The organism is Nocardia sp. CDC519 (genome assembly GCF_059509835.1).
In genome coordinates, this window is sequence record NZ_CM183377.1 from 1,113,859 (window position 1) to 1,136,956 (window position 23,098).

General features: G+C 67.6%; 21 protein-coding genes. 13 read left to right on the forward strand and 8 right to left on the reverse strand.

Annotated elements, in window-relative coordinates; translation table 11 throughout:
- Window positions 1-54: 54 nt before the first annotated feature.
- Complete coding sequence (locus tag AC5W7N_RS04930; RefSeq protein WP_490724467.1) at window positions 55-2,067, forward strand: M13 family metallopeptidase; 2,013 nt, start codon at window positions 55-57, stop codon at window positions 2,065-2,067.
- A 61-nt stretch (window positions 2,068-2,128) separates the two neighbouring features.
- On the opposite strand, the gene AC5W7N_RS04935 is transcribed toward AC5W7N_RS04930, so the two are convergent.
- The 4 genes from AC5W7N_RS04935 to AC5W7N_RS04950 form a co-directional block, all read right to left on the reverse strand.
- Window positions 2,129-3,016, reverse strand: coding sequence for a L,D-transpeptidase (locus AC5W7N_RS04935; RefSeq protein WP_375139384.1), 888 nt, complete (start codon window positions 3,014-3,016; stop codon window positions 2,129-2,131).
- A 477-nt stretch (window positions 3,017-3,493) separates the two neighbouring features.
- Window positions 3,494-4,906, reverse strand: coding sequence for a cytochrome P450 (locus AC5W7N_RS04940; protein ID WP_490724319.1), 1,413 nt, complete (start codon window positions 4,904-4,906; stop codon window positions 3,494-3,496).
- Between the two features lie 32 nt (window positions 4,907-4,938).
- On the reverse strand, window positions 4,939-6,153 hold the full coding sequence (locus AC5W7N_RS04945) for a serine hydrolase domain-containing protein (RefSeq protein ID WP_194989670.1): 1,215 nt from the start codon (window positions 6,151-6,153) through the stop codon (window positions 4,939-4,941).
- Between the two features lie 41 nt (window positions 6,154-6,194).
- Window positions 6,195-6,713 carry a DUF6764 family protein gene (locus AC5W7N_RS04950; RefSeq protein WP_163813372.1) on the reverse strand — a complete coding sequence of 173 codons (519 nt, stop codon included), beginning with the start codon at window positions 6,711-6,713 and terminating at the stop codon, window positions 6,195-6,197.
- Window positions 6,714-6,923: 210 nt separating this feature from the next.
- Between AC5W7N_RS04950 and lppU the strand changes: the two genes are divergently transcribed.
- Together lppU and AC5W7N_RS04960 are read left to right on the forward strand one after the other, a co-directional pair.
- A complete protein-coding gene (lppU, locus tag AC5W7N_RS04955) occupies window positions 6,924-7,556 on the forward strand; it encodes an LppU family putative lipoprotein (protein ID WP_163813373.1) in 633 nt (210 codons plus the stop codon).
- A 21-nt stretch (window positions 7,557-7,577) separates the two neighbouring features.
- On the forward strand, window positions 7,578-9,059 hold the full coding sequence (locus AC5W7N_RS04960; RefSeq protein ID WP_195006876.1) for an MFS transporter: 1,482 nt from the start codon (window positions 7,578-7,580) through the stop codon (window positions 9,057-9,059).
- Between the two features lie 48 nt (window positions 9,060-9,107).
- Here AC5W7N_RS04960 and AC5W7N_RS04965 read toward each other — a convergent pair whose 3' ends face one another.
- Window positions 9,108-9,782, reverse strand: coding sequence for a S1 family peptidase (locus AC5W7N_RS04965; protein WP_163813375.1), 675 nt, complete (start codon window positions 9,780-9,782; stop codon window positions 9,108-9,110).
- Between the two features lie 550 nt (window positions 9,783-10,332).
- Here AC5W7N_RS04965 and AC5W7N_RS04970 point away from each other — a divergent pair.
- The 10 genes from AC5W7N_RS04970 to AC5W7N_RS05015 all read left to right on the forward strand — a co-directional run bounded on the left by AC5W7N_RS04970 (window position 10,333) and on the right by AC5W7N_RS05015 (window position 20,600).
- Entirely contained in the window at window positions 10,333-11,151 is an 819-nt protein-coding gene (locus AC5W7N_RS04970) for an MlaE family ABC transporter permease (RefSeq protein WP_228806006.1), read from the forward strand.
- Window positions 11,152-11,154: 3 nt separating this feature from the next.
- Window positions 11,155-12,018, forward strand: a complete 864-nt coding sequence (locus AC5W7N_RS04975; RefSeq protein WP_249357801.1) for an MlaE family ABC transporter permease — start codon at window positions 11,155-11,157, stop codon at window positions 12,016-12,018.
- A 3-nt stretch (window positions 12,019-12,021) separates the two neighbouring features.
- Window positions 12,022-13,569, forward strand: coding sequence for an MlaD family protein (locus AC5W7N_RS04980; protein ID WP_195020336.1), 1,548 nt, complete (start codon window positions 12,022-12,024; stop codon window positions 13,567-13,569).
- Window positions 13,566-14,594, forward strand: coding sequence for an MCE family protein (locus AC5W7N_RS04985; RefSeq protein WP_163813378.1), 1,029 nt, complete (start codon window positions 13,566-13,568; stop codon window positions 14,592-14,594). Before AC5W7N_RS04980 ends, AC5W7N_RS04985 begins: the two co-directional genes overlap by 4 nt.
- Window positions 14,591-15,583, forward strand: coding sequence for an MCE family protein (locus AC5W7N_RS04990; protein WP_163813379.1), 993 nt, complete (start codon window positions 14,591-14,593; stop codon window positions 15,581-15,583). The genes AC5W7N_RS04985 and AC5W7N_RS04990 overlap by 4 nt, the downstream gene beginning before the upstream one ends.
- Window positions 15,583-16,662: an MCE family protein gene (locus AC5W7N_RS04995; protein WP_163813380.1), complete on the forward strand. Its 1,080-nt coding sequence runs from the start codon at window positions 15,583-15,585 to the stop codon at window positions 16,660-16,662. The genes AC5W7N_RS04990 and AC5W7N_RS04995 overlap by 1 nt, the downstream gene beginning before the upstream one ends.
- Window positions 16,659-17,762: an MCE family protein gene (locus tag AC5W7N_RS05000; RefSeq protein ID WP_228806007.1), complete on the forward strand. Its 1,104-nt coding sequence runs from the start codon at window positions 16,659-16,661 to the stop codon at window positions 17,760-17,762. Before AC5W7N_RS04995 ends, AC5W7N_RS05000 begins: the two co-directional genes overlap by 4 nt.
- Complete coding sequence (locus AC5W7N_RS05005; RefSeq protein WP_163813381.1) at window positions 17,759-18,919, forward strand: MlaD family protein; 1,161 nt, start codon at window positions 17,759-17,761, stop codon at window positions 18,917-18,919. The genes AC5W7N_RS05000 and AC5W7N_RS05005 overlap by 4 nt, the downstream gene beginning before the upstream one ends.
- A gap of 133 nt (window positions 18,920-19,052) precedes the next feature.
- Window positions 19,053-19,964, forward strand: a complete 912-nt coding sequence (locus tag AC5W7N_RS05010; protein WP_194989662.1) for an NADH-quinone oxidoreductase subunit E — start codon at window positions 19,053-19,055, stop codon at window positions 19,962-19,964.
- Window positions 19,965-20,000: 36 nt separating this feature from the next.
- Window positions 20,001-20,600 carry a hypothetical protein gene (locus AC5W7N_RS05015; protein WP_163813383.1) on the forward strand — a complete coding sequence of 200 codons (600 nt, stop codon included), beginning with the start codon at window positions 20,001-20,003 and terminating at the stop codon, window positions 20,598-20,600.
- A 77-nt stretch (window positions 20,601-20,677) separates the two neighbouring features.
- On the opposite strand, the gene AC5W7N_RS05020 is transcribed toward AC5W7N_RS05015, so the two are convergent.
- The 3 genes from AC5W7N_RS05020 to lhgO all read right to left on the reverse strand — a co-directional run bounded on the left by AC5W7N_RS05020 (window position 20,678) and on the right by lhgO (window position 23,054).
- The gene (locus tag AC5W7N_RS05020; protein ID WP_495923332.1) at window positions 20,678-21,271 is read right to left on the reverse strand and encodes a ribonuclease H family protein; all 594 of its coding nucleotides are present in this window, start codon (window positions 21,269-21,271) and stop codon (window positions 20,678-20,680) included.
- A 10-nt stretch (window positions 21,272-21,281) separates the two neighbouring features.
- Complete coding sequence (locus tag AC5W7N_RS05025) at window positions 21,282-21,752, reverse strand: SRPBCC family protein (RefSeq protein WP_163813385.1); 471 nt, start codon at window positions 21,750-21,752, stop codon at window positions 21,282-21,284.
- A 93-nt stretch (window positions 21,753-21,845) separates the two neighbouring features.
- Window positions 21,846-23,054, reverse strand: a complete 1,209-nt coding sequence (gene lhgO / locus AC5W7N_RS05030) for an L-2-hydroxyglutarate oxidase (protein ID WP_495923333.1) — start codon at window positions 23,052-23,054, stop codon at window positions 21,846-21,848.
- Between the last annotated feature and the right edge of the window lie 44 nt (window positions 23,055-23,098).

Here is a 23,098-nt window from a genome sequence, read left to right on the forward strand (position 1 = left end):
AACCTGATCGGTGACCTTTCGCCGCACCCCACCGACATCACGGCCACCGGCATACTGGTGGTCGTGACCTCCGAACTGACCAGTCCCTCCGGTATCGACCTTTCCTACCTCGACCCGGCCGTTCGGGTACAGGACGACCTGTTCGCGCATGTCAACGGCGCCTGGCTGCAGTCCTATGAGATTCCCGCCGACCGGGCCGTCGACGGCGCCTTCCGCACGCTCTACGACCAGGCCGAACTCGACGTCAAGGCCATCATCCAGCAGGCAGGCGGTGCGCCGGGCACCGAAGGCCGCAAGGTCGCCGACCTGTATGCCAGCTTCATGGACACCGAGCGGGTGGCCGCCGCCGGGCTCACGCCGATCGCCGATGAGCTGTCGGCCATCGCCGAGGTGAGCGACCGCGCCGCGTTCGCTGCCCTGCTCGGCCGCCTGCAACGCACCGGCGTCGGCGGTGCGCTCGCGGTCTACGTCGACACCGACGACAAGAATTCCCAGCGTTACCTGGTGAACCTCACCCAGTCCGGCATCGGCCTGCCCGATGAGTCCTACTACCGCCAGGACGAATTCGAGGCGATCCGCACCGCCTACATCGCCCATATCGACCGGATGTTCGCGCTGGCCGCCGCCGACGACGCGGTGGCAGGGCTGCTGCCCGCGCAGCCGGTGGGCGACCGGGTGTTCGAACTCGAACGCAAGCTGGCCGCCGGGCACTGGGATGTGGTGCGCCGCCGCGAAGCCGAGTTGAGCTACAACCTGCGCACTTTCGCCGAACTGGTCGCCGATCATCCCGAATTCGATTGGCAGGCCTGGGGTTCGGCGCTGTCGGAGAACGTGTCCAAGGAGGCGGGCGAGCTGTTCGCCGAACTCGTCGTGCGCCAGCCCGAGTATCTCGGTGTCTTCGCCCGCACCTGGGCGCAGGAGTCGCTGTCGGATTGGCAGGCGTGGACGATGTGGCGGGTACTCCGGGCTCGCGCACCCTATCTGACCGAGGAACTGGTCGACGAGAACTTCGACTTCTACGGCCGCACGCTCACCGGCGCCCAGGAGAACCGCGAACGCTGGAAGCGCGCGGTGTCGCTGGTGCAGGACCTGCTCGGCGAGGCCGTCGGCAAACTGTATGTGGAGCGGCACTTTCCGCCGGCGGCCAAGGAACGCATGGTCGAGCTGGTGGAGAACCTGCGAGAGGCCTACCGCCGCAATATCTCCGAGCTGGAATGGATGGGGCCCGATACCAGGAAGGCTGCAATGGCCAAGCTGGAGAAGTTCACTCCGAAGATCGGTTACCCCGACCGCTGGCGCGACTATTCGACGCTGGAGATCGCCACCGACGATCTGGTCGGCAATTACCGTCGCGGCTACGCCTTCGAAGTGGACCGGGATCTGAACAAGCTGGGCGGCCCGGTGGACCGCGACGAATGGCACATGACGCCGCAGACCGTCAACGCCTATTACAACCCGGGCATGAACGAAATCGTTTTCCCCGCAGCGATTCTGCAGCCGCCGTTCTTCGATATGAACGCCGACGACGCCGCCAACTACGGCGGAATCGGGGCGGTGATCGGGCACGAGATCGGGCACGGTTTCGACGATCAGGGCGCCAAGTACGACGGCGACGGCAATATGGTCGACTGGTGGACCGATGCCGACCGCACCGAATTCGCCAAGCGCACAAAGGCATTGATCGATCAATACGGCGTGCTGTCGCCCACGGACCTGCCCGATGAGCACACCGTCAACGGTGAATTCACCATCGGCGAGAACATCGGCGATCTCGGCGGGCTGTCGATCGCGCTGGAGGCGTACCGGATTTCACTGAACGGGGCCGAGCCGCCCGTCATCGACGGGCTGACGGGATTGCAGCGGGTCTTCTACGGCTGGGCGCAGGTGTGGCGCAGCAAGATCCGGCCGGAAGAGGCCATCCGCAGGCTGGCCACCGACCCGCATTCGCCGCCGGAATTCCGCTGCAATGCCGTGGTGCGCAATATCGATGCCTTCCACGAGGCCTTCGACATCCAGCCCGGCGACGCCCTGTACCTGGAGCCGGAAGAGCGCGTCAAGATCTGGTAGGCCGCGAACGACAACGGCGGCGCGCCCGGTAGGGACGCGCCGCCGTTGCGGTATCAGTGGATCAGTTCCAGTCGCCCAGCCCGTCACGCTGGTTGAGGGTGCCGCCCGCGGTGTTCTGCACGACCACCGCGTCGCCCTTCTTGACGTTCTCGAAGAACCACTTGGCGTCCTCGGTGCTGACATTGAGGCAGCCGTGGCTGACATTCGACACACCCTGCTGGCCCACCGACCACGGCGCGGCATGCACGAAGATGCCGCTGTTGGAGATGCGGGTGGCGTACTCGACGTCGAGCTTGTAGCCCTCCGGATCGTCGATCGGCACACCGTAGGTGGAGGAATCCATCACCATCTCGCGGCGCTTCTCGCCCACGATGTAGGTGCCGTTGGGGGTCTCGTGGTCGGGCTTGCCCATCGAGGTCGGCATGGTCTTGACCACCTCACCGTTGCGGGTGACGGTGATGGTCTTGGTGTTGTCGTCGGCGGTGGCGATCAGCGCCTCACCGACCCGGAAGGCGCTGCGGCTGCCGCCCGCCTCCACCACGACGTCGGTTTCGGCCGGCCAGAACTCATTGGGCCGCCAGCGCACCTGCTTGTCGCTGAACCAGTAGAAGTGGCCCTCCGCCGGGTTCGACGAGGTGATCTTGATGGCGCGCTCGGCGGCGGCACGGTCGCCCACCGGCTCCTTGAAGTTGATGATGATCGGCTGCGCGACGCCGACCACCTCGCCCTCGCCGGGGTTGAGGCTCGGCGGTGCGAAGTTGGCCTGCGGCGGCACCGGTTCGGTGGCCATTTCCGCCGAACCCGACGGTAGCTGGGGCGCGGCCTGGGCAGGAGCGACGAGCAAAGCGCCCGCGGTGGCGACCGCCGCGGTCAACAGGACGCCCTGGCGGAGCCGGTGCGCGCCGCGACGGCGCGTGGTCATCGACTCGGTGGTCTTGGCGGCATACATATGTTCTTCGTCCATTCCATCTCTCGGCCGCACCCGCTCGCCGTGGATTGCACGGCGCGTTCGCGCGCGACCTGCGGAGCGGCCCGGTGACTGCTCACCGGACCTGCGGAGCACCCCACGGCTTCGGCATCGAACATGCGCGGCCCCCGCGGCGTGCGCATCGTTCTCGGCGCACCGACGGGTCGTGGAGCCCGGAGCGGCCCCGACCGGGTATCCGCGGATCCGCTGCCATGGCGGCGGCGACCCTGGCGGCTACACCTACCGCTCCGCCGACCATTCCTACCGTTGATGAGCCGACGTTTCCAGCCGGGTGCGGCGGTGATAGGCAACCGCCACCGGTTGTTCGTTTGCGCATGGCCCGCGACGGCGGCCGGTGGTGCGGCGAAACGCGCCGCTCACACCGGTGAGTCGCAGGCGGTGCGGTGATCGACCCGGCCGGCCGGTATCGGACGGACTCAAACCTGTTGGTGAGCTAAATCACTCGCACACCGTGAATCGGATCCGCCTGCTCGGCCCGGTGGCGATCCCGCGCGGCAGCGCGCGGGGCAAGCGGCCGTGATCCAGCGGCGGCGCGAGCCGCAGCCGGGTGCGGCCGACGATCGTCGCGAGGGCGATGCGTAGTTCGGCATCGGCGAGCGCGGCCCCCACGCAGCGGCGATGACCGCCGCCGAAGGGCGCGAACTCGAACGGGGTGTAGCGGCGGTCCAGGAACCGTTCGGGGCGGAACCGATCCGGCTCGGACCACACCGCCGGATCCGAATGCAGCAGCGGAACCGCGACGCCCATGATGGCGTCGGGGGCAAGCGGTACACCACGCAGGGTGAACGGTGTGGTCAGCCTGCGCAGCACGATCGGCACGGCCGGATGCAAGCGCAGGGTTTCCTGGCAGACGGCATCGAGGTAGGGCAGCCGGAGCAGTTCCTCCGGCGCCGCATCCGGGCCCGCCTCCCGCAGTTCCTCGCGCAACCGGTGCAGTACGGCGGGTTCGCGATGCACTCGCAGCAGTGCCCAGACCAGCGTGTTGGCGGTGGTCTCATGACCTGTGACGAGCAGGGTCCGCAGCTGATCGCACAGGTCGCGATCGGAGATCGTGCTGCCATCGTCGTAGCGGGTGCCGAGCAGGGTCGATGCGATGTCCTCGCCCGGTGCGCCATCGCGCCGTTCGTCCGCTGCGCCGCTATGTCGTCCGCGTGCCGAACCGTCGCGGCGTACGCGCGCCGACCCGTCGCGCCGCTCGGCGATATCGGCGAGCAACAGGTGGTCCAGCCGCTCGCGCGCGGCGACGAACCGGTCCCACGGTGTCAGTCCGAACAAGCCGCGGCGCAATACCGGCGCCAGCATCAGGGGGCCGGAGAAGCTGCCGAGGAACGCGCCGATCGCGGCGATGTAGGCGGGCCGGTGTTCGGCGCCGACGCCGAACACCGCCTCCAGGATCACCCGCAGCGTGATCGCGGTAGCCGCCGAACCCGCATCGATGACGCTGCCGGGACGCCACCGATCCACCTCGGCCCGCACCGATTCCGCGATGAGTTCGCCGTAGCCGCGCACCCGCGACCCGTGCAGGGCCGGCGCCAGCAGCGCGCGGTCGCGGCGATGACGTTCGCCGCCGGTCAGGATGAGCGAGGCCGTGCCGACGAGCGGTTCGATCGGATTCGGCCGCGGCGGCACCAGTGCGTCGAGCGGCGCGCGGAACACCTCGCGCGCGCCCTCGGGGGTGCCGGTGAACACCGCTTCGCCCAGTCCCGGAAACGGCACGAGGAACGGATCGCCGTCGCGCGCGCGGCGCCTGCGGAAGTACCACTGGAAGTCCACACCCGCCGCGGCGGCATGCACGAGCGCCGCGCGCGGCCGGCGCAGCACCACCTGCCCGGCGCGGGTGCTCGGTTCCATACCGCTGGATACGGCAGGCGGTATGCGGCGGTTCAGTGCTCGTGGACGGGGTCGAGATCGTCGACGGGACGTTCTCTGCGGACGGTATTGCGCGCAAGTGCCGCCAACCGGGCCAGCCGGGCATCACCGAGTGCGGTGACCGCATTGCCGAGGCGGTTGGTGACGAACGCGACCGACATGCCGAGCAAGGGATCGGCATACGCGCCGGACCCGCCGACGCCATAGTGCCCGAACGCTTTTCGCGGCTGCTGTTTGGTCATCAGCACCGGACGGTGATAGCCGAGGGTGAACCGCAGCGGGAACCCGAGCACATAGTCGCGGCTCTCGGTCGGCTGCACCTGATTGATCTTCTCGATGGTCTCGGGCTTCAAGAACCGGATCGTGCGCCCGCGATCGGCGCCGAGGCCGGCGACCTGTCCGCGATTGGCGAGTGCCCCGTACATCCTGGCCAGCGCCCGCGCCGAGAACACGCCGTTCCAGCCCGGCATCACCGCATCGTGCACGCGTGGATCGCGCACCAGCTCGTCGAAACTCTCCGGCATTCCGGCCTCGGCCAGCCCGCGGATCGGCCGCACCCACGACAGCACCGACGACGCGGTGTTCCACCGGATGCCGGGCGGAGCCAGATGCGGGAACGTCTTGGCGATCCGGTAGCGCTCGGATTCGGGCACCCGGAACCAGAATTCGTCGGTGCCGAGCGGGATCGCGATCTCGCGTCGCAGCACGTCGGTGAAGGGGTCGCCGGTCACCCGCTGGACCAGCTCGGCGACCAGCCAGCCGAAGGTGATGGCGTGGTAGCCGGAGGTGCGGATGCGCCGCGGGTCGGGCGGGCTGTCGGCCAGCGCCCGCACCACCGAGTCGTAGTCGAGGATGCCCTCGCGGCCCGGCACCAGCCCGCGCACCCGATGCAGGCCCGCGCGGTGGGAGAGCACGTCGCGCACGGTGATGTCCTGTTTGCCGTGCGCGGCGAACTCCGGCCAGTACTCGGCGACGGGCGTGTCGTAATCGATGAACCCGCGTTCGGCCACCCGGTGCAGCACCGTGGAGGCGACGCCCTTGCCGGTGGAGAAGGTGAGCGCGACGTTCTCGCCGTTCCAGCGCTTGTCCTTGGCCGCCCAGCCGGCCCAGATGTCGACGACCGGTTCGCCGTCCAAATAGATCGCCAGCGCGCCGCCACCCCGGCTGGGCTGGCTGAACATCCCGAAGAAATGGTCGGCCAGCCGGATGAACCGCGGGTCGACCAGCATCTCGCGCGGGGCCGAGAGCCGGCGCGCGGGCTCGGCCGTGCTCACGACCGCTGCCAGCGGCCCACCGGTGTCGCCAGGCAGGCCTCGCCGGTACCGGCATTCCAGGCGAACGCCGCCACGCCCAAGCACACCACGGCGTCTTCGCCGGAGAGCACCTGGGCGCGTGAGCCGTCCAGCGCCAGCGATACCGCCACCGCGGTGGAACTCGGTGCGCCGCCCACCGGCAGCAGCGAGGTCAACGCCACGGCATCGGGTCCGAGCCCGACGGCGATCGGCACGCCACCGACGCCTTCGCTCGCGCCGAGTCCGCCCGCCGCGCCGATCCCGACCGCGGTGGCGCCCGACGATGCTATGGCGTAACCCATGCCGTCCACCCCGGCCGAGCGCGCCTTACCGGTCGGGCCCGAGCGCGCGCGGCAGCCGTGGTCGCCATCGAGGATCATCACGTCGGCTCCGTTGTCCGCGGCGCATTGCACGGTATTTGCCGAGGCCACCGCCGGTGCCGCGAAACAGGCCCCGGCTGTCGCGGTGGCGCAGGCGATCGCGCTGATCAGCTTCATGTCCGACTCCTCTCGCACCGGCCTCCCCACCATAGGCGAGATCGTTGCTGCGGGGGCGGTTCCCGGCGCATGCGCGACGCGCGGCGCGGCGCTCGACTCGACCGCACCGAAGCGGTGGTGTATTCATTTCGAGGTATTCCAAGCACTGTTGTGGACTTCGGATTCGTATGGGGGTGTGAGTTCGGCGTTGTAAGTTCGGGAGGACTTTTCGTGTCTGGTCGTTCGACCTTCGCCCATCGGGCGCTGGCGGCCTGTGCCGTCGCCGCGGCGCTCGTGCCGTTCGCGGCGGGGTGCAGCACCACCGTCACCGGTACCGCGCAGCCCGCGCTCGACAACGCGATATCCCCCACCAGCAGTGCCGAATCGACCTCGGGCTCCGAGCCGACCAGCACCCGTGCACCGCGCACCACCACGAGCACCGCGCCGACCGGCGGTAACACCTCCTTCGACGCCGAGATCGGCGACTGCGTGACCCTCGGCGGCACCACCACCGACGCCGAGATCGATCAGGCCTCCTGTGGCAGCCGCGCGGCCAACTACAAGGTCATCGGCAAGGTGGCCAAGCGGTCCGAATGCGTCAGCGACGCCGACAGCTACTACGCCGAAACCGTCAACGGAGTCGAGCAGGGCGCGCTGTGCCTGGATATCGACTGGGTCGTCGGCGGCTGTATGGATGTCGGCGGTGAGGATCCCAAGCGGGTGGACTGCACCGAACCGGCCGTCGACGGCGTGAAGGTGCTCTCGATCGAGCAGGACGCCGACTCCGCCGACGCGTGCGGCTCGGGCGGCAGCGGGTACGTGTATCCGGAGCGCCGTTTCGTCGTGTGCGTCGAGGAGCTGTAACTCCGCCGTATCTTGGGAGCGGTGAGCACCACGCAGCTGCCGCGCCTAGGCTCGCGCACCGGCCGCTGGATTCTGCTGGCCACCGTGCTCGGGTCGTCGGTGGCCTCGCTCGACGCGACCGTCGTCAATATCGCGCTGCCGGAGATCGGCGCCGCACTCGACACCGATGTCGCAGGCCTGCAGTGGACGCTCAACGGCTACACCCTGACGCTGGCCTCGTTCATCCTGCTCGGTGGATCGCTGGGCGACCGGCTCGGCAGGCGCACGGTATTCGTCTGGGGCGTGATCGGATTCGCGCTCGCCTCGGTGCTGTGCGGTGCGGCGGTCAACATCGAGATGCTGATCGTCGCGCGGATCCTGCAAGGCATGGCCGGTGCGCTGCTCACCCCCGGCAGTCTGGCGTTGATCTCGTCCTCGATCGACGCCCGTGATCAGGGTGCGGCGATCGGGCTGTGGTCCGGTTTCGGCGGGGTGGCGGGCGCCATCGGCCCGCTGCTCGGCGGCTGGCTGATCGAGCTGGCCGGTTGGCGGTCGATCTTCTTCCTCAACGTCCCGTTGACGCTGATCGTGGTGCTGGTGGCGATGCGGCACGTGCCGGAAAGCCGCGATCCGGACGCCGATATCCGCCTCGACGTTCCCGGTGCGTTCGTGGTCGCGGTGGCGCTGGCTGCGCTCACCCTCGGCTTGATCGACGCGATGCCGTGGCTGGTGCTCGCGGGTGTGCTGCTGCTCGGGGTGTTCGTGGTGATCGAATTGCGCAGTGACCATCCGCTGGTGCCGCCGTCGCTGTTCGCCTCCCGGGTGTTCACCGCCGCCAACCTGGTGACGCTCGCCGTCTACGCGGCGCTGGGCGGGGTGTTCTTCCTGCTGGTACTCGAACTGCAAGTGGTGGCGGGGTACTCGCCGTTGCAGGCGGGTATGGCGACGGTGCCGGTCACCGTGCTGATGCTGCTGCTGTCGGCCCCGGCCGGACGGTGGGCGCAGCGGCACGGGCCGCGGCTGCCGATGACGGCCGGGCCGGTGCTGGCCGCGTTCGGCCTCATGCTGCTGCTCGGCGTCGGCCCCGGCGCCGCCTACCCGGTGGATGTGCTGCCGGGGGTGCTGTTGTTCGGCCTCGGGCTCGCGGTCCTGGTCGCCCCGCTCACCGGCGCCGTGCTCGGCGCCGTCGACCCGAGTGAGGCGGGCATCGCCTCCGGGGTCAACAACGCCGTCGCCAGGACGGCCCAGCTGCTGGCGGTGGCCGCGCTGCCCGGTCTGGCCGGAATCTCCGGTGCGCTCGGCGATCCGGCGGCGTTCGACTCCGGTTTCGGGGTCGCCATGTGGATCTGCGTCGGATTGCTGCTCACCGGCGCGGTGCTCGCGGCGGTGCTGTTGCGCGCACCGCGCAGGCTCGCGCCCACGCTGGACGATGTCGACTGCATGCCGCAGTGCGGCATCTCCGCGCCCGCGCTCGCTCCGGCACGCGCCGACAGCCGGCCGGAACGCCCCGGAAACGCCGAATGAGCGGGCGATATCCGCCCGCTCATTCGTATCGTTCGCGTTCCGGGGTGATCAGATGGGCCGGAAACCCGAGCCCGTCCCGCCGCGCGCGTTGACGTCGTCCATGATCGCGGTCAGGTTGGTGCCGACCTCGGGGCCGAAGCAGGCGATGGCCAGGTAGGCGTTCACCATGCCGACCAGGGTGGACCCGACGACCACCGGTGCGCCGGAGTCGCCTTCGACCACGCACATCTGGGCCCAGGTCTCGTAGTTGGTCTGGAAGACATCGCCCCACGTGACGCCGCAGGTGTTGCCGGTGGTCCGGCCTTCCTTGCAGACGATGGTCGGGAACTGCGGCGCGGCGCCGATCCCGGTGATGGTGACGTTGCCGATCCGGTTCACCGGGGTGATCCGGTTCGGATCGAACTGGATGACGGCGTAATCGAGTTCGTGGTTGGAGAAGACGAACTTGCCGATCGGTCCGTAGCCGCGGTTCACCTCGGCGTACACCTGCGCACCCGCGTCGCCGCAGTGTCCGGCGGTGAGTCCGACCAGTCGTCCCGCCGCATCGTGGCCGACCGTGGTGACCGTGCACTCGAACTGATTGTCGATGACGATTCCGGATCCGCCGCCGATGACCGGCGCGCCTGGTGCGGCGCCGGCGGCGCCAGCGCCGGTCCCGAGCAGCGCCGCTCCGATGGCGACGGCGAGGACGGCGTTGGCCGCCTTGGCGAGTTTGCTGAACATGTCCCTCCAGACGTCGGAAGCCCGCACGATATCAATCTGCGAGACCCATCGTGTCAGTATTTGTGCTCGGGCGCGTCATCGGCCGGGGCGAGCCCGCCACGACGCCGGTTTCCATGCATCTAGCCGGTGCTGTCTCTTTCCTGCGAAATAGCTCCTTGCTATCACCGGCTCTATTATTGTCGGCGAAGTTTACAAAGCGAGTCTTGTCATGGTCGTCTGTCCAGAATTGAATCCGCGCAATTTTCGATGAATGGTTTCCCTATTTATTGGGAACCGACTCGCCGACCGGTCCCGCCTCCGTGCTGGGGATCTGTAACTTGTTCTAGTTCTATTCCGCGAAAGATTGGGATCAATACCAACTCCGCGGCGATAACTCAGTGGTCACAGTGCATAGTGACAACGGTCTATGACCGCAATCACATGTCTATGGTGTGTTCTGCGCTACTCCGTAGTAAGGTGCGTCAAGCAAACAAGTCGTCGGGGCAGGTAAACCGACGTCGAGAGGGGTTAGTCAGTGCAGTCGACCAAGAGTCCACCAGCGGGTTCGAGATTGAGCGATGCGGTCGAGTGGACCAAGGACTACTGGCGCGACCATCCCAAAAAGTCGCTGGAAACCCTCGGCCGTCAGATGACGATGGGCGCACAGGCCGTCACCGAACTCGTCGTCTCGATCTTCCGGCGGCGGTTCCCGTTCGACGAGTTCATCCGCCAGTGCGCCTTCATGGCAAGCGTCGCCGCCGCGCCCACGCTGCTGGTCGCCATCCCCATCGGCGTCATTGTCTCGATTCAGGTCGGTGCGGTCGCCGGTCAGGTCGGCGCCACCTCGTTCATCGGCGCGGCCAACGGCCTCGGCATCATCCAGCAGGGCGCACCACTGGTCACCGTGCTGATGATCGCGGGCGCCGTCGGTTCGGCCATCTGCGCCGACCTCGGCTCCCGCACCATCCGCGAGGAAATCGACGCCATGAAGGTGATGGGCGTCGACCCGATGCGGCGGCTGGTCGCCCCCCGGCTCGGCGCGGCGATGGTCGTCAGCGTGCTGCTGTGCGGATTCGTCGTCTTCGTCGGCTTCCTGACCGGCTACATCTTCAACATCTTCGCCCAGGGCGGCACCCCTGGCTCCTACATCGCCACCTTCTCCTCGTTCGCGGTGACCTTGGATCTGCTGGTGGCCCTGGTCAAGTCGCTGCTGTTCGGCCTGCTCGCGGCGATCATCGCCTGCGACACCGGGCTCAACACCCGCGGCGGCCCCGGCGGTGTGGCCAACTCGGTCAACACCGCCGTCGTGATGTCCGCGGTGATGTTGTTCGGCGTGAACGTCATCTTCACGCAGGTCTACAACACCCTCTTCCCCCCGACGGTGGTGTAGCCGGTGTCAGCGACCTATGTGCCGCCCCTGCTGCGGCCCTTCCAGAAGCTCCGCAGCGCGGCCACCGCGCCCAAGGACATGCTGGCCCGCCTCGGCCACCAGGTGTTCTTCTTCCTGCGCTCCATCGGCTCGATGCCGCTGGCGTTCAAGCAGTACCCGAAGGAAGTCTGGCGGCTGCTGTCCGACGTCACCTGGGGCAACGGCAATCTCGTCGTCGGTGGCGGCACCATCGGCGTCATCCTGATCCTGTCCGCCTTCGGCGGTATGACCGTCGGCATCCAGGGCCACACCTCACTGAACCTGCTCGGCCTCAGCCCGATCACCGGCGCCATCTCGGCCTTCGCGACCACCCGTGAGCTCGGCCCGCTGCTGGCGGCGCTGGCGTTCGCGGCGCAGGCCGGCTGCCGGTTCACCGCTCAACTGGGCGCCATGCGCATCTCCGAGGAGATCGACGCGCTCGAATCGGTCGCCATCCGCCCGCTGCCCTACCTGGTCAGCACCCGGATGATCGCCGCGATGATCACCATCGTCCCGCTGTACTGCCTCGGCCTTGCCATGGCCTACATCTCCTGTGCGGTCACCGTGCAGCTGATCGGCGGCACCGACAGCGGTACCTACATGCATTACTTCTACCAATTCCTGATACCGACCGACGTGCTGTATTCGCTGCTCAAAGCGATCGTGTTCGTCGCGATCACCACGTTCATCCAGTGCTACTACGGCTTTTTCGCCTCGGGTGGACCCGAGGGTGTCGGTGTGGCAGCGGGCCGCGCGATCAAGATGTGCATCATCGTCGTCGTCTTCGCCGACCTGTTCATGACCTTGGCAATCTGGGGTGTCAACCCCGGCATCCGGATCTCGGGGTAGGTAATGATCATCGATCCGAGTGGGCGCGGGCCCACCATGCGGCAGCTGCTCATCGCTGGTGTGTGCGGGCTCGTCGTCTTCGCAGTCATTCTCGGTTTCCTGATGGCGCGCTATCAGGGCTACTTCGTGCCCAAGGTGAACGTCACCGCGAACCTCACCACCACCGGTGACGGCCTGCCGCAGGACGCCGACGTGAAGTTCCGTGGTGTGCTGGTCGGCGCCGTCGACAGCGTGTCGGTGGCGGCGAAAGGTGAACTGCAGCAGGTCCATATCGAGCTGAAGCCGGAGTATGTCGACGGCATCCCGGACAACGTCACCGCGCGCGTGGTGCCGAGCAACCTGTTCGCCGTGACCTCGGTCGAGCTGGTCTACAACGGCCAGTCCGACGGGCATCTGGAAGAGGGCTCGATCATCCAGGAGGACACCAGCAAGGGCACCGTCGCCTTGCAGGACACTCTCACCACGGTGCAGAACATCCTCGATCAGATCGACCCGATGCAGTTCGGGCGGGTGCTCGGCACCCTGTCCTACGCTCTCGACGGCAGCGGCCGGGTGCCCGGTTCCACCATCGAGCGCCTCGACCGCTGGCTCACCACGGTCGACCAGTCGATTCCGGATCTCGGTGTGCTGCTCGGCGATTTCTCCGCCTCGGCGCACGCGCTGAACGAATCCGCGCCGGAACTGATGGACGTGCTGGCCAGCTCGGTCACCACCGCGCGCACCATCGCCGACCGCCGCTCGGAGCTGGCCGCCCTGATCAGCGGTGCGAGCGTCACCGCGGACAAGATCAACCACCTGTTCGCGATCAACCCGAACTCCGGTAAAGAGGTCACCGCCGGCCTGAACGCCACCATCGGCGCGCTCGCCTCCGACCCGAGCGCCATCACCAACGCGATCGCCAACCTGAACAGCTCCACCCGCAAGCTGAACACCGTCTTCACCTGGGGGCCGCAGCGGCAGATGGTCTGGAACGCGGGCGTCACGTTCACCCCGTGGCAGCCGAACACCGTCAAGGACTGCCCGCGCTACGGCGACCTTGCCGGTCCCAGCTGTGCCACCGCCCCAGCGGTCGCCGATCCCGGTGTGCTGCCGGAATCCATGCGGCCGGGCCGGTTGAAGTCGGCCGAGGGCCTGCCGGTGCTGCCGCCGATGCCGGGTATGCCCGCCATTCCGGGCGTGACCACCCAGGTCACCGCGCCCGCGGCGCCGGCACCCACCGCGGCGTTGCCCAACCCGTTCGCCGGTACCCCGCTCGAGGGCCTGTTCCCGAATCTGGTGCCCGGTGCTCCCGCTCCGGCCGCGCCGCAGCCGGGGCCCCCGGCGCCGGCCACCCAGCCTGGCACCGATCGGTCCGAGTCGGGTGCGGCCGCGCCCGCGGCGAACACCGAGCGCCCCGGCGTGAAGCCGGCTGCCCGGCCCATCGCCTACACCGATGATCCGGCGCTGACGGCGCTGCTGGGCCGGCGGGCCTCCACCCTCGAGTACATGATGTTGAGCACGGCTCTGGAAGGCGGCACTGTGCAGGTCACCGCAGAGGGGGCCGGCCGATGAGCATCCGCAAACCGCTGATCGGCTTCAGCCTCTTCGCAGTCGTATCGATCCTGGTCACCGTGGTCATCTGGAACACGCTGGCCCGCACCGTCGACGGCGACACCAAGACCTACTCGGCCACCTTCACCGACGTGCTGGGTCTGCGCGAAGGTGACGACGTCCGCATGGCGGGCGTGCGCGTCGGCAAGGTCGAAAAGATCGAACTCGACGACAACAACGACGCCCACGTGTCGTTCATCGTCCAGGACGAGCAGACCCTCTACGGCAACACCAAGGCGCTGGTGCGCTATCAGAACCTGATCGGCCAGCGCTATATCGCGCTGGCGCCGGGCACCGGCGGGGATGCCACCCCGCTGGAGAACAACGCGACCATCCCGCTCGAGCGCACCGAGCCGTCGTTCGACATCTCGGCGCTGCTCAACGGTTTCCAGCCGCTGTTCCAGGCGCTCGAGCCCGAGCAGGTCAATCGCCTGTCGGAGACGTTCGTGCTGGCATTGCAGGGCGACCGGATCTCGCTGAGCTCGTTCATCACCCAGGCCGCCACGCTGGCCACCGATTTCGAGCGCAGGGACGCGATTCTCAGCGATGTGATCACCAACCTCAGCGGCATCATGTCGGGGTTGGCAAAACGAGGGGACGAATTGGAGACGCTGGTAACCCAGACCAGGGCGCTGATCGGCGGGCTCTATGAACAGGGCCAGTCCTTGCAGCAGTCCACCGTGCAGATCGCCGACGCCACCACCGCACTGGTCGACATGGTCGGCAATATCCAGCCCAAGCTGGACGCAGCGCAGAACTCGACCCGCGATGCGCTGACGCTGCTGCTGGCCAACGGCGCCAAGCTCGACCAGGCCGCGATCGACCTGCCGTCGGTGCTCGCCGACGTGGGCCGGTTCACCTCCGAGGGCACCTACGCCAACGCCTACATCTGCCGCCTCGACGTCTCGCTCTACGGGATCCTGTTCCCGCGCGGGATCTTCTCGCAGATCGGTGGCAACGGACAGTCGGCGGTGTGCCGCCCATGACCAAGATCAAAACCTGGTTCAACGCCAACCGCTACTTCGGTCTCGGCATCATCGGCGCCGCGCTGGTGGCGCTGCTGGTGATCGCCTCCTCCGGCTTCCAGAGCCTCGGCATCGGCGAGCAGTCGATCGAGGCCGAGTTCGTTCAGGCCGCGGGCATCAAGGTCGGCGACAAGGTCGACGTCGCCGGCGTCCCGGTCGGCCGGGTCTCCAGCGCCGAACTCGAGGGCGATCACGTGGTGATCACCCTGCAGGTCAACGACGATGTGAAGCTCGGCCCCGACGCGCACGCCTCGATCAAGATGGCGACGCTGCTGGGCGCCCGCTACATCGACCTCGAGCCCGGTGACGGCTCGGGCCTGCCGGACAAGCGGATCCCCAAGTCCAACACCACGGTTCCCTACAACCTGGCCGATGTCGTGCAGCGCGGTACCCCGAAGTTCGAGGAACTCGACACCGCCAAGCTGGCCGAATCGCTGAACCTGTTCAATCAGCAGCTCGGTGGTTCGCCGGAGCTGATCGCGCAGGCGCTCGACAGCGTCGGTGCGCTGGCCAAGACCATCGACTCGCGCAAGACCCAGGTCGACACCCTGCTCAAGGATCTGGACCGGGTCACGACCATCCTGGCCGACAACCGCAACAGCGTGCTGCTGGTGGTGACCCAGGGTGAGGCGATCGCCAGCCGGGTGATGGAACGGCAGAACCTGCTGCGTCAGCTGCTCGACAATGTCGCCACCCTGACCGCGCAGTTGCAGCAGATCGGCGCGCAGAACGACAACCAGTTCTCCGGCACCCTCGACCAGCTCAACATCATGGCCTCGGGCCTGCAGAAGAACAAGGACAACCTGGACCGGCTGCTGTCGATCATGCCGCCCGCGGTGCGTTACCTGGCCAATGCCTGGGGTAACGGCAACTACGCCGAGGTCGGCATCCCGTGGCTGTTCCCCGACAACTGGTTGTGCTTCGCCCAAGTCGCCGAGGGGTGCGCGTGATGAGACTCAAAACGATCGCCCAATCGCTGTTCGTCGGAGCCACCGCGCTGCTGGTCGGTAGCTGCTCGCTGCTGCCCGGCCCGTTGAACAACGACATCAAGATCACCGCGGACTTCGAGAACATCGCGGGTATGTACGAGGGCAACAGCATCCAGGTGCTCGGCATCGACGTCGGCAAGGTCGACAAGATCGTGCCGCGCGGCACCTTCGTCGAGGTGCACATGACCCTCGACGGCGATGTGAAGTTCCCCAAGGACGCCATGGCCGTGGTGATCTCGCCGTCGATCGTCACCGACCGGCACATCGAGATCACTCCGCCGTTCACCGAAGGCGAGACGCTGTCCGACGGCGATCATCTGCCGTTGGAACGCACCGATGTCCCGGTCGAACTCGACACCATGATCAAGACCATCGATCAGTTCGCCGCGGCACTCAAGCCGGAAGAGGGTCAGGAAGGGCTCGGCCCGCTGTCGGGCCGGGTGCTCTACCCGATGCTCGACGGCAACGGTGAGAAGATCCGCGACACCCTCAACGCGCTGTCGAGCGCGCTCAAGGTGGGCCTGGACAACAAGGACGCGATCTCGACCATCATCATCAAGCTCAACGAGCTCACCACGATGCTGGCCGAAAACGACCAGTCGGTGCGCGATTTCAGCAACCAGGCCACCCAGATGACCACGCTGCTCGCCGAGCAGGCCCCCGGTCTGCAGGCCACGCTGGATCAGCTCAACAGCTTCCTCACCAACACCAGCTCGATCTTCGCCGATCACCAGGCGCAGATCAGCGACACCCTGACCAGGATGACGGCGGTCACCGATCAGCTGCGCCAGAACGCGCGCGGGCTCACCGAGGTCATCGACGTCGCGCCGATGCTGCTGGAGAGCATCGACAAGTCGATGAACAAGGAACTCGGCTACATCCGGCTGCACGGCATCGTCGGCACCACCCTCGCCGGTGAGCAGATCAGCTTGTTCTGCGAACGGATCCAGATGCGCGCCGACGGTTGCCGCACCGGTCGCATGGAGGACTTCGGTCCCGACTTCGGACTCACCGCCGCACTGCTTGGACTGACGAAATGATGAATCGAATCAGCAGACGAGCCCGCCGCAGCATGGTCGCGGTCGCGGCCGTCGGGGCGATGTCGGTGACCTCCGGCTGCGGTCTGACCGTGGAGAAGCTGCCGCTGCCCAAGCCGGGCGCCACCGGCGACACCTATTCGCTGAAGGCGGTGTTCGACAATGCGCTCAACCTGCCCGATCAGGCGAAGGTGAAGGTCGGCGGCTCCGACGTCGGGGTGGTCACCGATATCACCACCTCGAACTTCCAGGCCATCGTCGATATGGATATCAGTACCGATATCCAGCTGCCGGTCGGCAGCACCGCCGAACTGCGCCAGGCCACCCCGCTGGGCGATGTGTTCGTCGCGCTGTCCATGCCGCCGGCCGAACCCGGCACCCAGATGATGGAGGACGGCGACACCCTGCCGCTCGAGCAGACCTCGGCGGGCGCCACGGTCGAGGAACTGTTGCTGTCGGTCTCGATGATGTTCAACGGCGGCGGCATCGCCCATCTGGCCAGGCTCGGCGCCGAACTCGACTCCATCGTCGGCGGTCGCAGCGATCAGGTGGTGCATCTGGTCAACGAGATGACCGGCGTCGTCACCAGCATGAACGACAATTCCGCCCGGATCGACAGCGTGCTCGCCGAATTCGGCGCGCTGGCCACCACGCTGGAGGCCAGGCGCTCCGATCTGGGCCAGGTCGCCGACACCCTGCCGAACATGATCGGCGCGGTCGCGGAGAACAACAAGGCCATCGGTGATCTGCTCGCCAAGATCGGCACCGCCAGCGTCGCGCTCGGCGATTACGCCAACACCTCCGGCGGTGAACTGGCCGGGCTGCTCGACAGCCTCGATCAGCTGATGGGCGCCCTGGCCGCCACCGGCGACAACTTCGGTGCGATGCTCGACGCGCTCCGCGAGATCCGCCCTGGCGTCAACGCGACCTTCCGCGGTAACAGCCTCGCCGCGCAGGTCAACGTCACCAACCTCGATATCGCCCTGCTCACCGCCCCCGGGACCAGCAAGTTCTTCGATGTCAACGACCTGAACGACTTCGCGGGAAGCTTGATCCAGGTGCTCCAGGTCGTCTACGGCCGGGTGACGGGAGGCCACCGGTGAAAAGCCACAAGATCCTCTACTCCACCATCGGCCTGGTGCTGGTGCTGATCATCGGTGCGGCATATCTGCTGGTGAACGTCATGCGGATCAATCCGCTGCGCGGTACCTACACCGTCACGGTGACGCTGGACCGCTCCGGCGGTCTGCAACCGGGCAACGACGTCACGCTGCGTGGTTTCCGCGTCGGCAAGGTGGATTCGATCGAGCTCATCAACGGCGGCGCCGCCATCGCGGCCAAGGCCTCGATCGATGACGACTACGACATCTCGGTGGACACCGTGGTCGCGGTGCAGGCCCTGTCGGCCGCGGGTGAGCAGTACATCGACTTCCGGCCCGATACCGATCAGGGCCCGTTCCTGACCGATGGCTCGGTGATCGAATACAACCCGGAGACCGTGCGCACGCCCACCCCGGTGTGGGCGGTGCTCGACGACACCAGCGCGTTGATCGCCCAGATCGATCCGAAGCATTTCGACGTCATCCTCAACGAACTCGATATCGCGCTCAGCGGTGGCCCGGATCAGCTGCGTTCGCTCATCGACGGCGTCAGCCTGGTGGCCGCCGGCCTGGATTCGCTGCTGCCGCAGACCGCGAATCTGATCACCAACCTGCGCACCATCGCGTCGACGACGTCCATGGCCCAGCCCGACCTCGGGACGCTGACCCGCAACTCGGGCGTGCTGTTCGAGCAGTTCAACAACGCCAACGCCGAATTGCAGTCGGTGCTGTCGCAGGCCCCGGGCCAGTTCGCCAGCCTCGGCGCGGTGCTCGACACCACCACCGATCCGATCACCGGCCTGGTCAACAACTTCGTCGCCATCACCAAGGCGGCGCAGCTGCGCACCCCGGCCATGCGGGCGCTGTTCCCCGCGCTCGAACTCGGTGGTGCGGCGCTGGGCGTACCCGCCCACGACAACGAATTCCACACCATCCTCGACATCTGGTTGCGGCCCTTCTGCCAGTACCAGTCCACCCCGGCCAGCCCGCAGGTCGTCTCCGACGGGACCATGCCGAAGTGGAACTACTGCGAGAATCCGCCGCCGGGACAGCAGATTCGAGGTGCGGTGAACGCGCCGCGGCCGAACATCCCGAACAACGGCTCGCACATGCCGCCGGGTGTGGATCCGAACGAACGGACCATGCCGCCGGTGCGGTAACCCCGACCGGCTGAACGCGTCGCGCGTGCGCCGGGGCATACTCGCAGATGAATGCCTGCGGCCCGGCGCGCGCGTGGCCGGACGAAATACACGGCACACCCCGATGTGTGCCGGGAAGGTGTGAACAGTACTCATGTCCACAGATGACGCCGCTTCCGACGCCGAGGCGACCACACCGGCCCCGGACGGCGACGCCGAGTCCACGGACGCTGCCGACCGCGACACCGGTAAGGTCGGCGCCGGTGCGGCCGAGCCGGACGAGGCCGCTGCCGGCAAGGCGAGCACGGCGGACGCGGACAAAACCGTGAAGGCCGAGAGCGCGGCCGCCGGATCGACCGACGCCGCCGAGGTGGACAAGGTCGGTTCCGATGCGGCCGATGCCGCCGCGGATCCCGACAAGACCGTCAAGGCCGCCGCTGACGCGGACAAGACCGTCGAGGTCGACAAGGCCGTTGAAGCCGGCAGGCCCGGTAAGGCCACCAAGTCCGACGACGACAAGACCGTCAAGGTGCGCACACCGGCCGCCGCCGAAGCCGCGCGGGCCGAGCGCCGCAATCCCTTGTTCATCGCAGCCGCCGCAGCCGTGGTCCTCGCGATCGCCGCCGCGATCGCGGGCGTGGTGTTCTTCCTCCAGTCCGGCAACCGCCAGGACGAGCTGGACACCCGCGCCGCCGCCACCAAGGCGGCCTGCGATTTCGGCAACCAGTTCGCCACCTACAGCGGCGACAAGGTCGACGATTACCTGGGCCGGCTCGAGGACACCGCGACCGGTGAGTGGAAGAAGATGGTCGCCCAGCTCGGCCCCGACCTGAAGGCGCGGTTCGAGGGCAGGCAGGTCGACTCCCGGGCCGACGAGGTCATGTGCGGTTATGCCTCCGGCGACGCGGAGAGCGCCACCCTTGTCCTGGTCATCGACCAGACCTTCTCCACCGCGGATGTCCCGAACTCCACCCCTGGCAAGGTCCGGGTCGCGGCGAACGTGGAGATGAAGAAGGAGAACGGGCGCTGGCTCGTGGCTCAGTTCGACTTCCCGGCAATGCAGTAGGGCAGCGGCGTGACGAAAGAGAGTGGGACCGGATCTATGGTCGAAAACGCCGACAACAGCGGCGATGAGCGCGGTGTGCTGCCCGTCGTCCTCGCCTTCGTGGCGGGGGTGGTGCTGGTGGCGCTGGTCGTCACCGCCGTCGTGTTCTTCCGGCAGGCGCAGCAGCGTAGCGACGAACTCGCCGCGCAGGACGAATCCAGCCAGGCCGCCTGCGATTTCGCCCGCGCGACCAACACCTACGACTACGCGGGCAATCTCGACAACTTCATCGCCGAGCTGAAGGGCCGGGCGACCGACAATGTGGTCTCGGATCTGGAGCAGAACTGGGAGGTGCTGCGCCAGCTGCTGGTCGAGTCCAAGGTCAAGGCCTGGGTCGACAAGGCGACCTGCGGTTTCCGTTCCGGCGACACCGAGAACACCCAGGTGCTGGTGAACATCAGCCTGATGAAGACCAACTCGGCCACCCCCGAGCCCAAGCGCCAGGACATCGCCGTGGTCGCGGGCATGGAGAAGTCCGGTGACAAGTGGCTGGTCAACAAGTGGGAGCTGGCCATGCTGCCCGGCATCGACCCGAACGCCGCCCAGCAGCCCCCGGCCCCGCCTGCCGATCAGCCCGCTCCCGAGCCGGGCAACTGAGCCACCGATAGCGACCCCCGGCGGTGGGTCGAGCCACCACCGCCGGAGGTCTATTCAGGTGGTCGGTGCGGCGCCGATCAGAACAGCGTCAGCGCTCCTGCGGCCGGCTGCTTCGCGACTTTGCGCGGGGCAGCCGGCTTTTCTTCTGGCACAGCCGGTTCCGCGCGGACGGCGGGGGCCGGGATGGTGGTGGCGAGTGCGGGGATCTCGACCGTCACCGGATCGGCGGCGGCGGTGGGATCGGCGGCGACCCGGCGGGCGGCTTGGCCGGCCAGTGTGTCGGCCTGCTCGTTGAAGTAGTTGCCGACATGTCCGCGCACCCAGCGGAAACGGACCGGCCCGGGGCGGGAGGCGATGGCGCGATCGATCTGCTGGATGAGCTCGGCGTTCTTGACCGCCGCGCCCGCGGAGGTGCGCCAGCCGTTGCGCCGCCAGCCCGCGATCCACTCCGAGGCGCATTTGATGGCGTAGAGCGAATCGCTTTCGATCAGCAGCGGTTCATCACCGGGGTGGGCGAGGATGGCCTCGAGCAACGCGCGTAGCTCCGCGATCTGATTCGTGCCCGACACGGCGCCCCCGCTATCGGAGGGGCCCTGATGATTGACCCATGCCCAGCCGATGGTGCCGCCGGGATTGCGCAGGCAGGATCCGTCGGTGCTCACGATGATCATGCCTCGCACCCTACGCAATCCGGCCGACAAGATCGGTACCGTGGAATTGCTCTATCTCCCTTCGTAACCGGGACTCTGTGCGGCGCAGGGCCGAGCGGACACCCGATTCGATAGGACGAGCGAGCATGCGGCCTGCCAGGCCACGTGGCGGATCGTAGTCGACCTCGGAGGTGAGCACCGACCGCCCGTAGCCCAGCGGATCGAATCGCAGTGTCAGAGTGCCGGATAGGCGTCCACGCAGCGTATACCCGATCACGACGTTGCGCCGGTACTCGGTGATCTCGCAGGTGAGCGTGGTGCGGAGCAGGATCGGCCCGGCGTCGGTGCGGAAGCGCGCGCCGAGCCCCCGGTCGGTGTCGCCGCTCGGTTCGAATCCGGCGACGCCGAACATCCAGTCCGGTACGAACAGATGGTTGTCCGTGTAGGCGAAAGCCACCTCGACCGGTGCGCCGACGTCGCTGGCATATCTGATGCGGCCCATGGGCCCTCCCTCCACGGCTGCGACAAAAGTACTACAGCCTTCCTCTTTATTCGAGGGTTGCGCCGAGATTTGGGGAGGTGGATTTCCAGATGGCTACCGGTCGGTTGCTCGGTCGGCGGGCAGCCCGAGCCGGTCGACGAGGTGATCGGCGATCGGTAGCGCCGAGGTGGCCGCCGGTGACGGTGCGTTGAGCACATGCACCATCCGGTCGGTGCGTTCGACCAGGAAGTCGTGGATCAGCGTGCCATCCCTTGCCACGGCCTGGGCACGAATGCCCGCTTCCCGCGGTCGCAGATCGGCCATGGTCAGCTCGGGACAGTAGCGTCGGCATTCGGCCAGGTAGCCGCGTTTGAACAGGGAATTGCGCAGCTCGCGCAGCCCGGTGCGGACATTGGCCGCAGCCACCCGGTGCACACCCGGATAGCCAAGCACCTCCTTGGCATCACGCAGGTCGATACTGCCCTTGCGGTAGCCCTCCCTGGACAGGCCGAGCACGGCGTTCGGCCCGACCGTGAGCTCGCCGTCGATGGTCGGGCTCAGGTGCACACCGAGGAACGGCAGATCAGGATCCGGGATCGGATAGATCAGGGTGTCGACCAACCCCGCGCGCGAGGCAGGTAGCTGGTAGTACTCACCGCGGAACGGGACGATCCGGGTGTCGATGCGCAGTCCCGCCATCCGGGCCACCCGATCGGCCTGCAACCCGGCACATGCCACCAGGTTCGCCGCGGTCCGGCTACCCGTTGGACCGGAGACTGTGACGCCCGTGGCGGTCTCGGTGACGGCATCGACCCGCGCCCCGAGCACGATCCGCCCGCCCGCGGCGCGCACCTGCTCGGCCAGCGCGTCGGTGATCGCGCGGTAGTCGACGATCCCGGTATCCGGGACGAACAGCGCGCCCACCCCGGTCACATGGGGTTCCCGCTGGCGCAGCTCGGCGGCGTCGAGCAACTCGACGTCCACCCCGTTCACCCGCGACCGCTCGTAGAGCGCGAGCATCCGTTCCCGTTCCGCGCCGTCGGTCGCCACCAGCAGCTTCCCGCATTCGGCGAACGCGATCCCGTGTGCGGCCGCGAATTCCTTGGTCGCCCGCGCGCCCTGCCTGCACAGTGTGGCCTTCAAGCTGCCCGGCGCGTAGTAGATGCCGGAGTGGATGACGCCGCTGTTGTGCCCGGTCTGATGGGTACCGAGCGCATCGCCCTTCTCCAGCAACACCAGGCTCGCTCCCGGCGCCCGCCGCAGGATCCGGTACGCGGTCGCCACGCCGACGATGCCGCCCCCGATCACGCAGAAGTCGTACATGGGTTCAGATCCGGGTGGCGATTGTCGACATGGGAAGCACGATA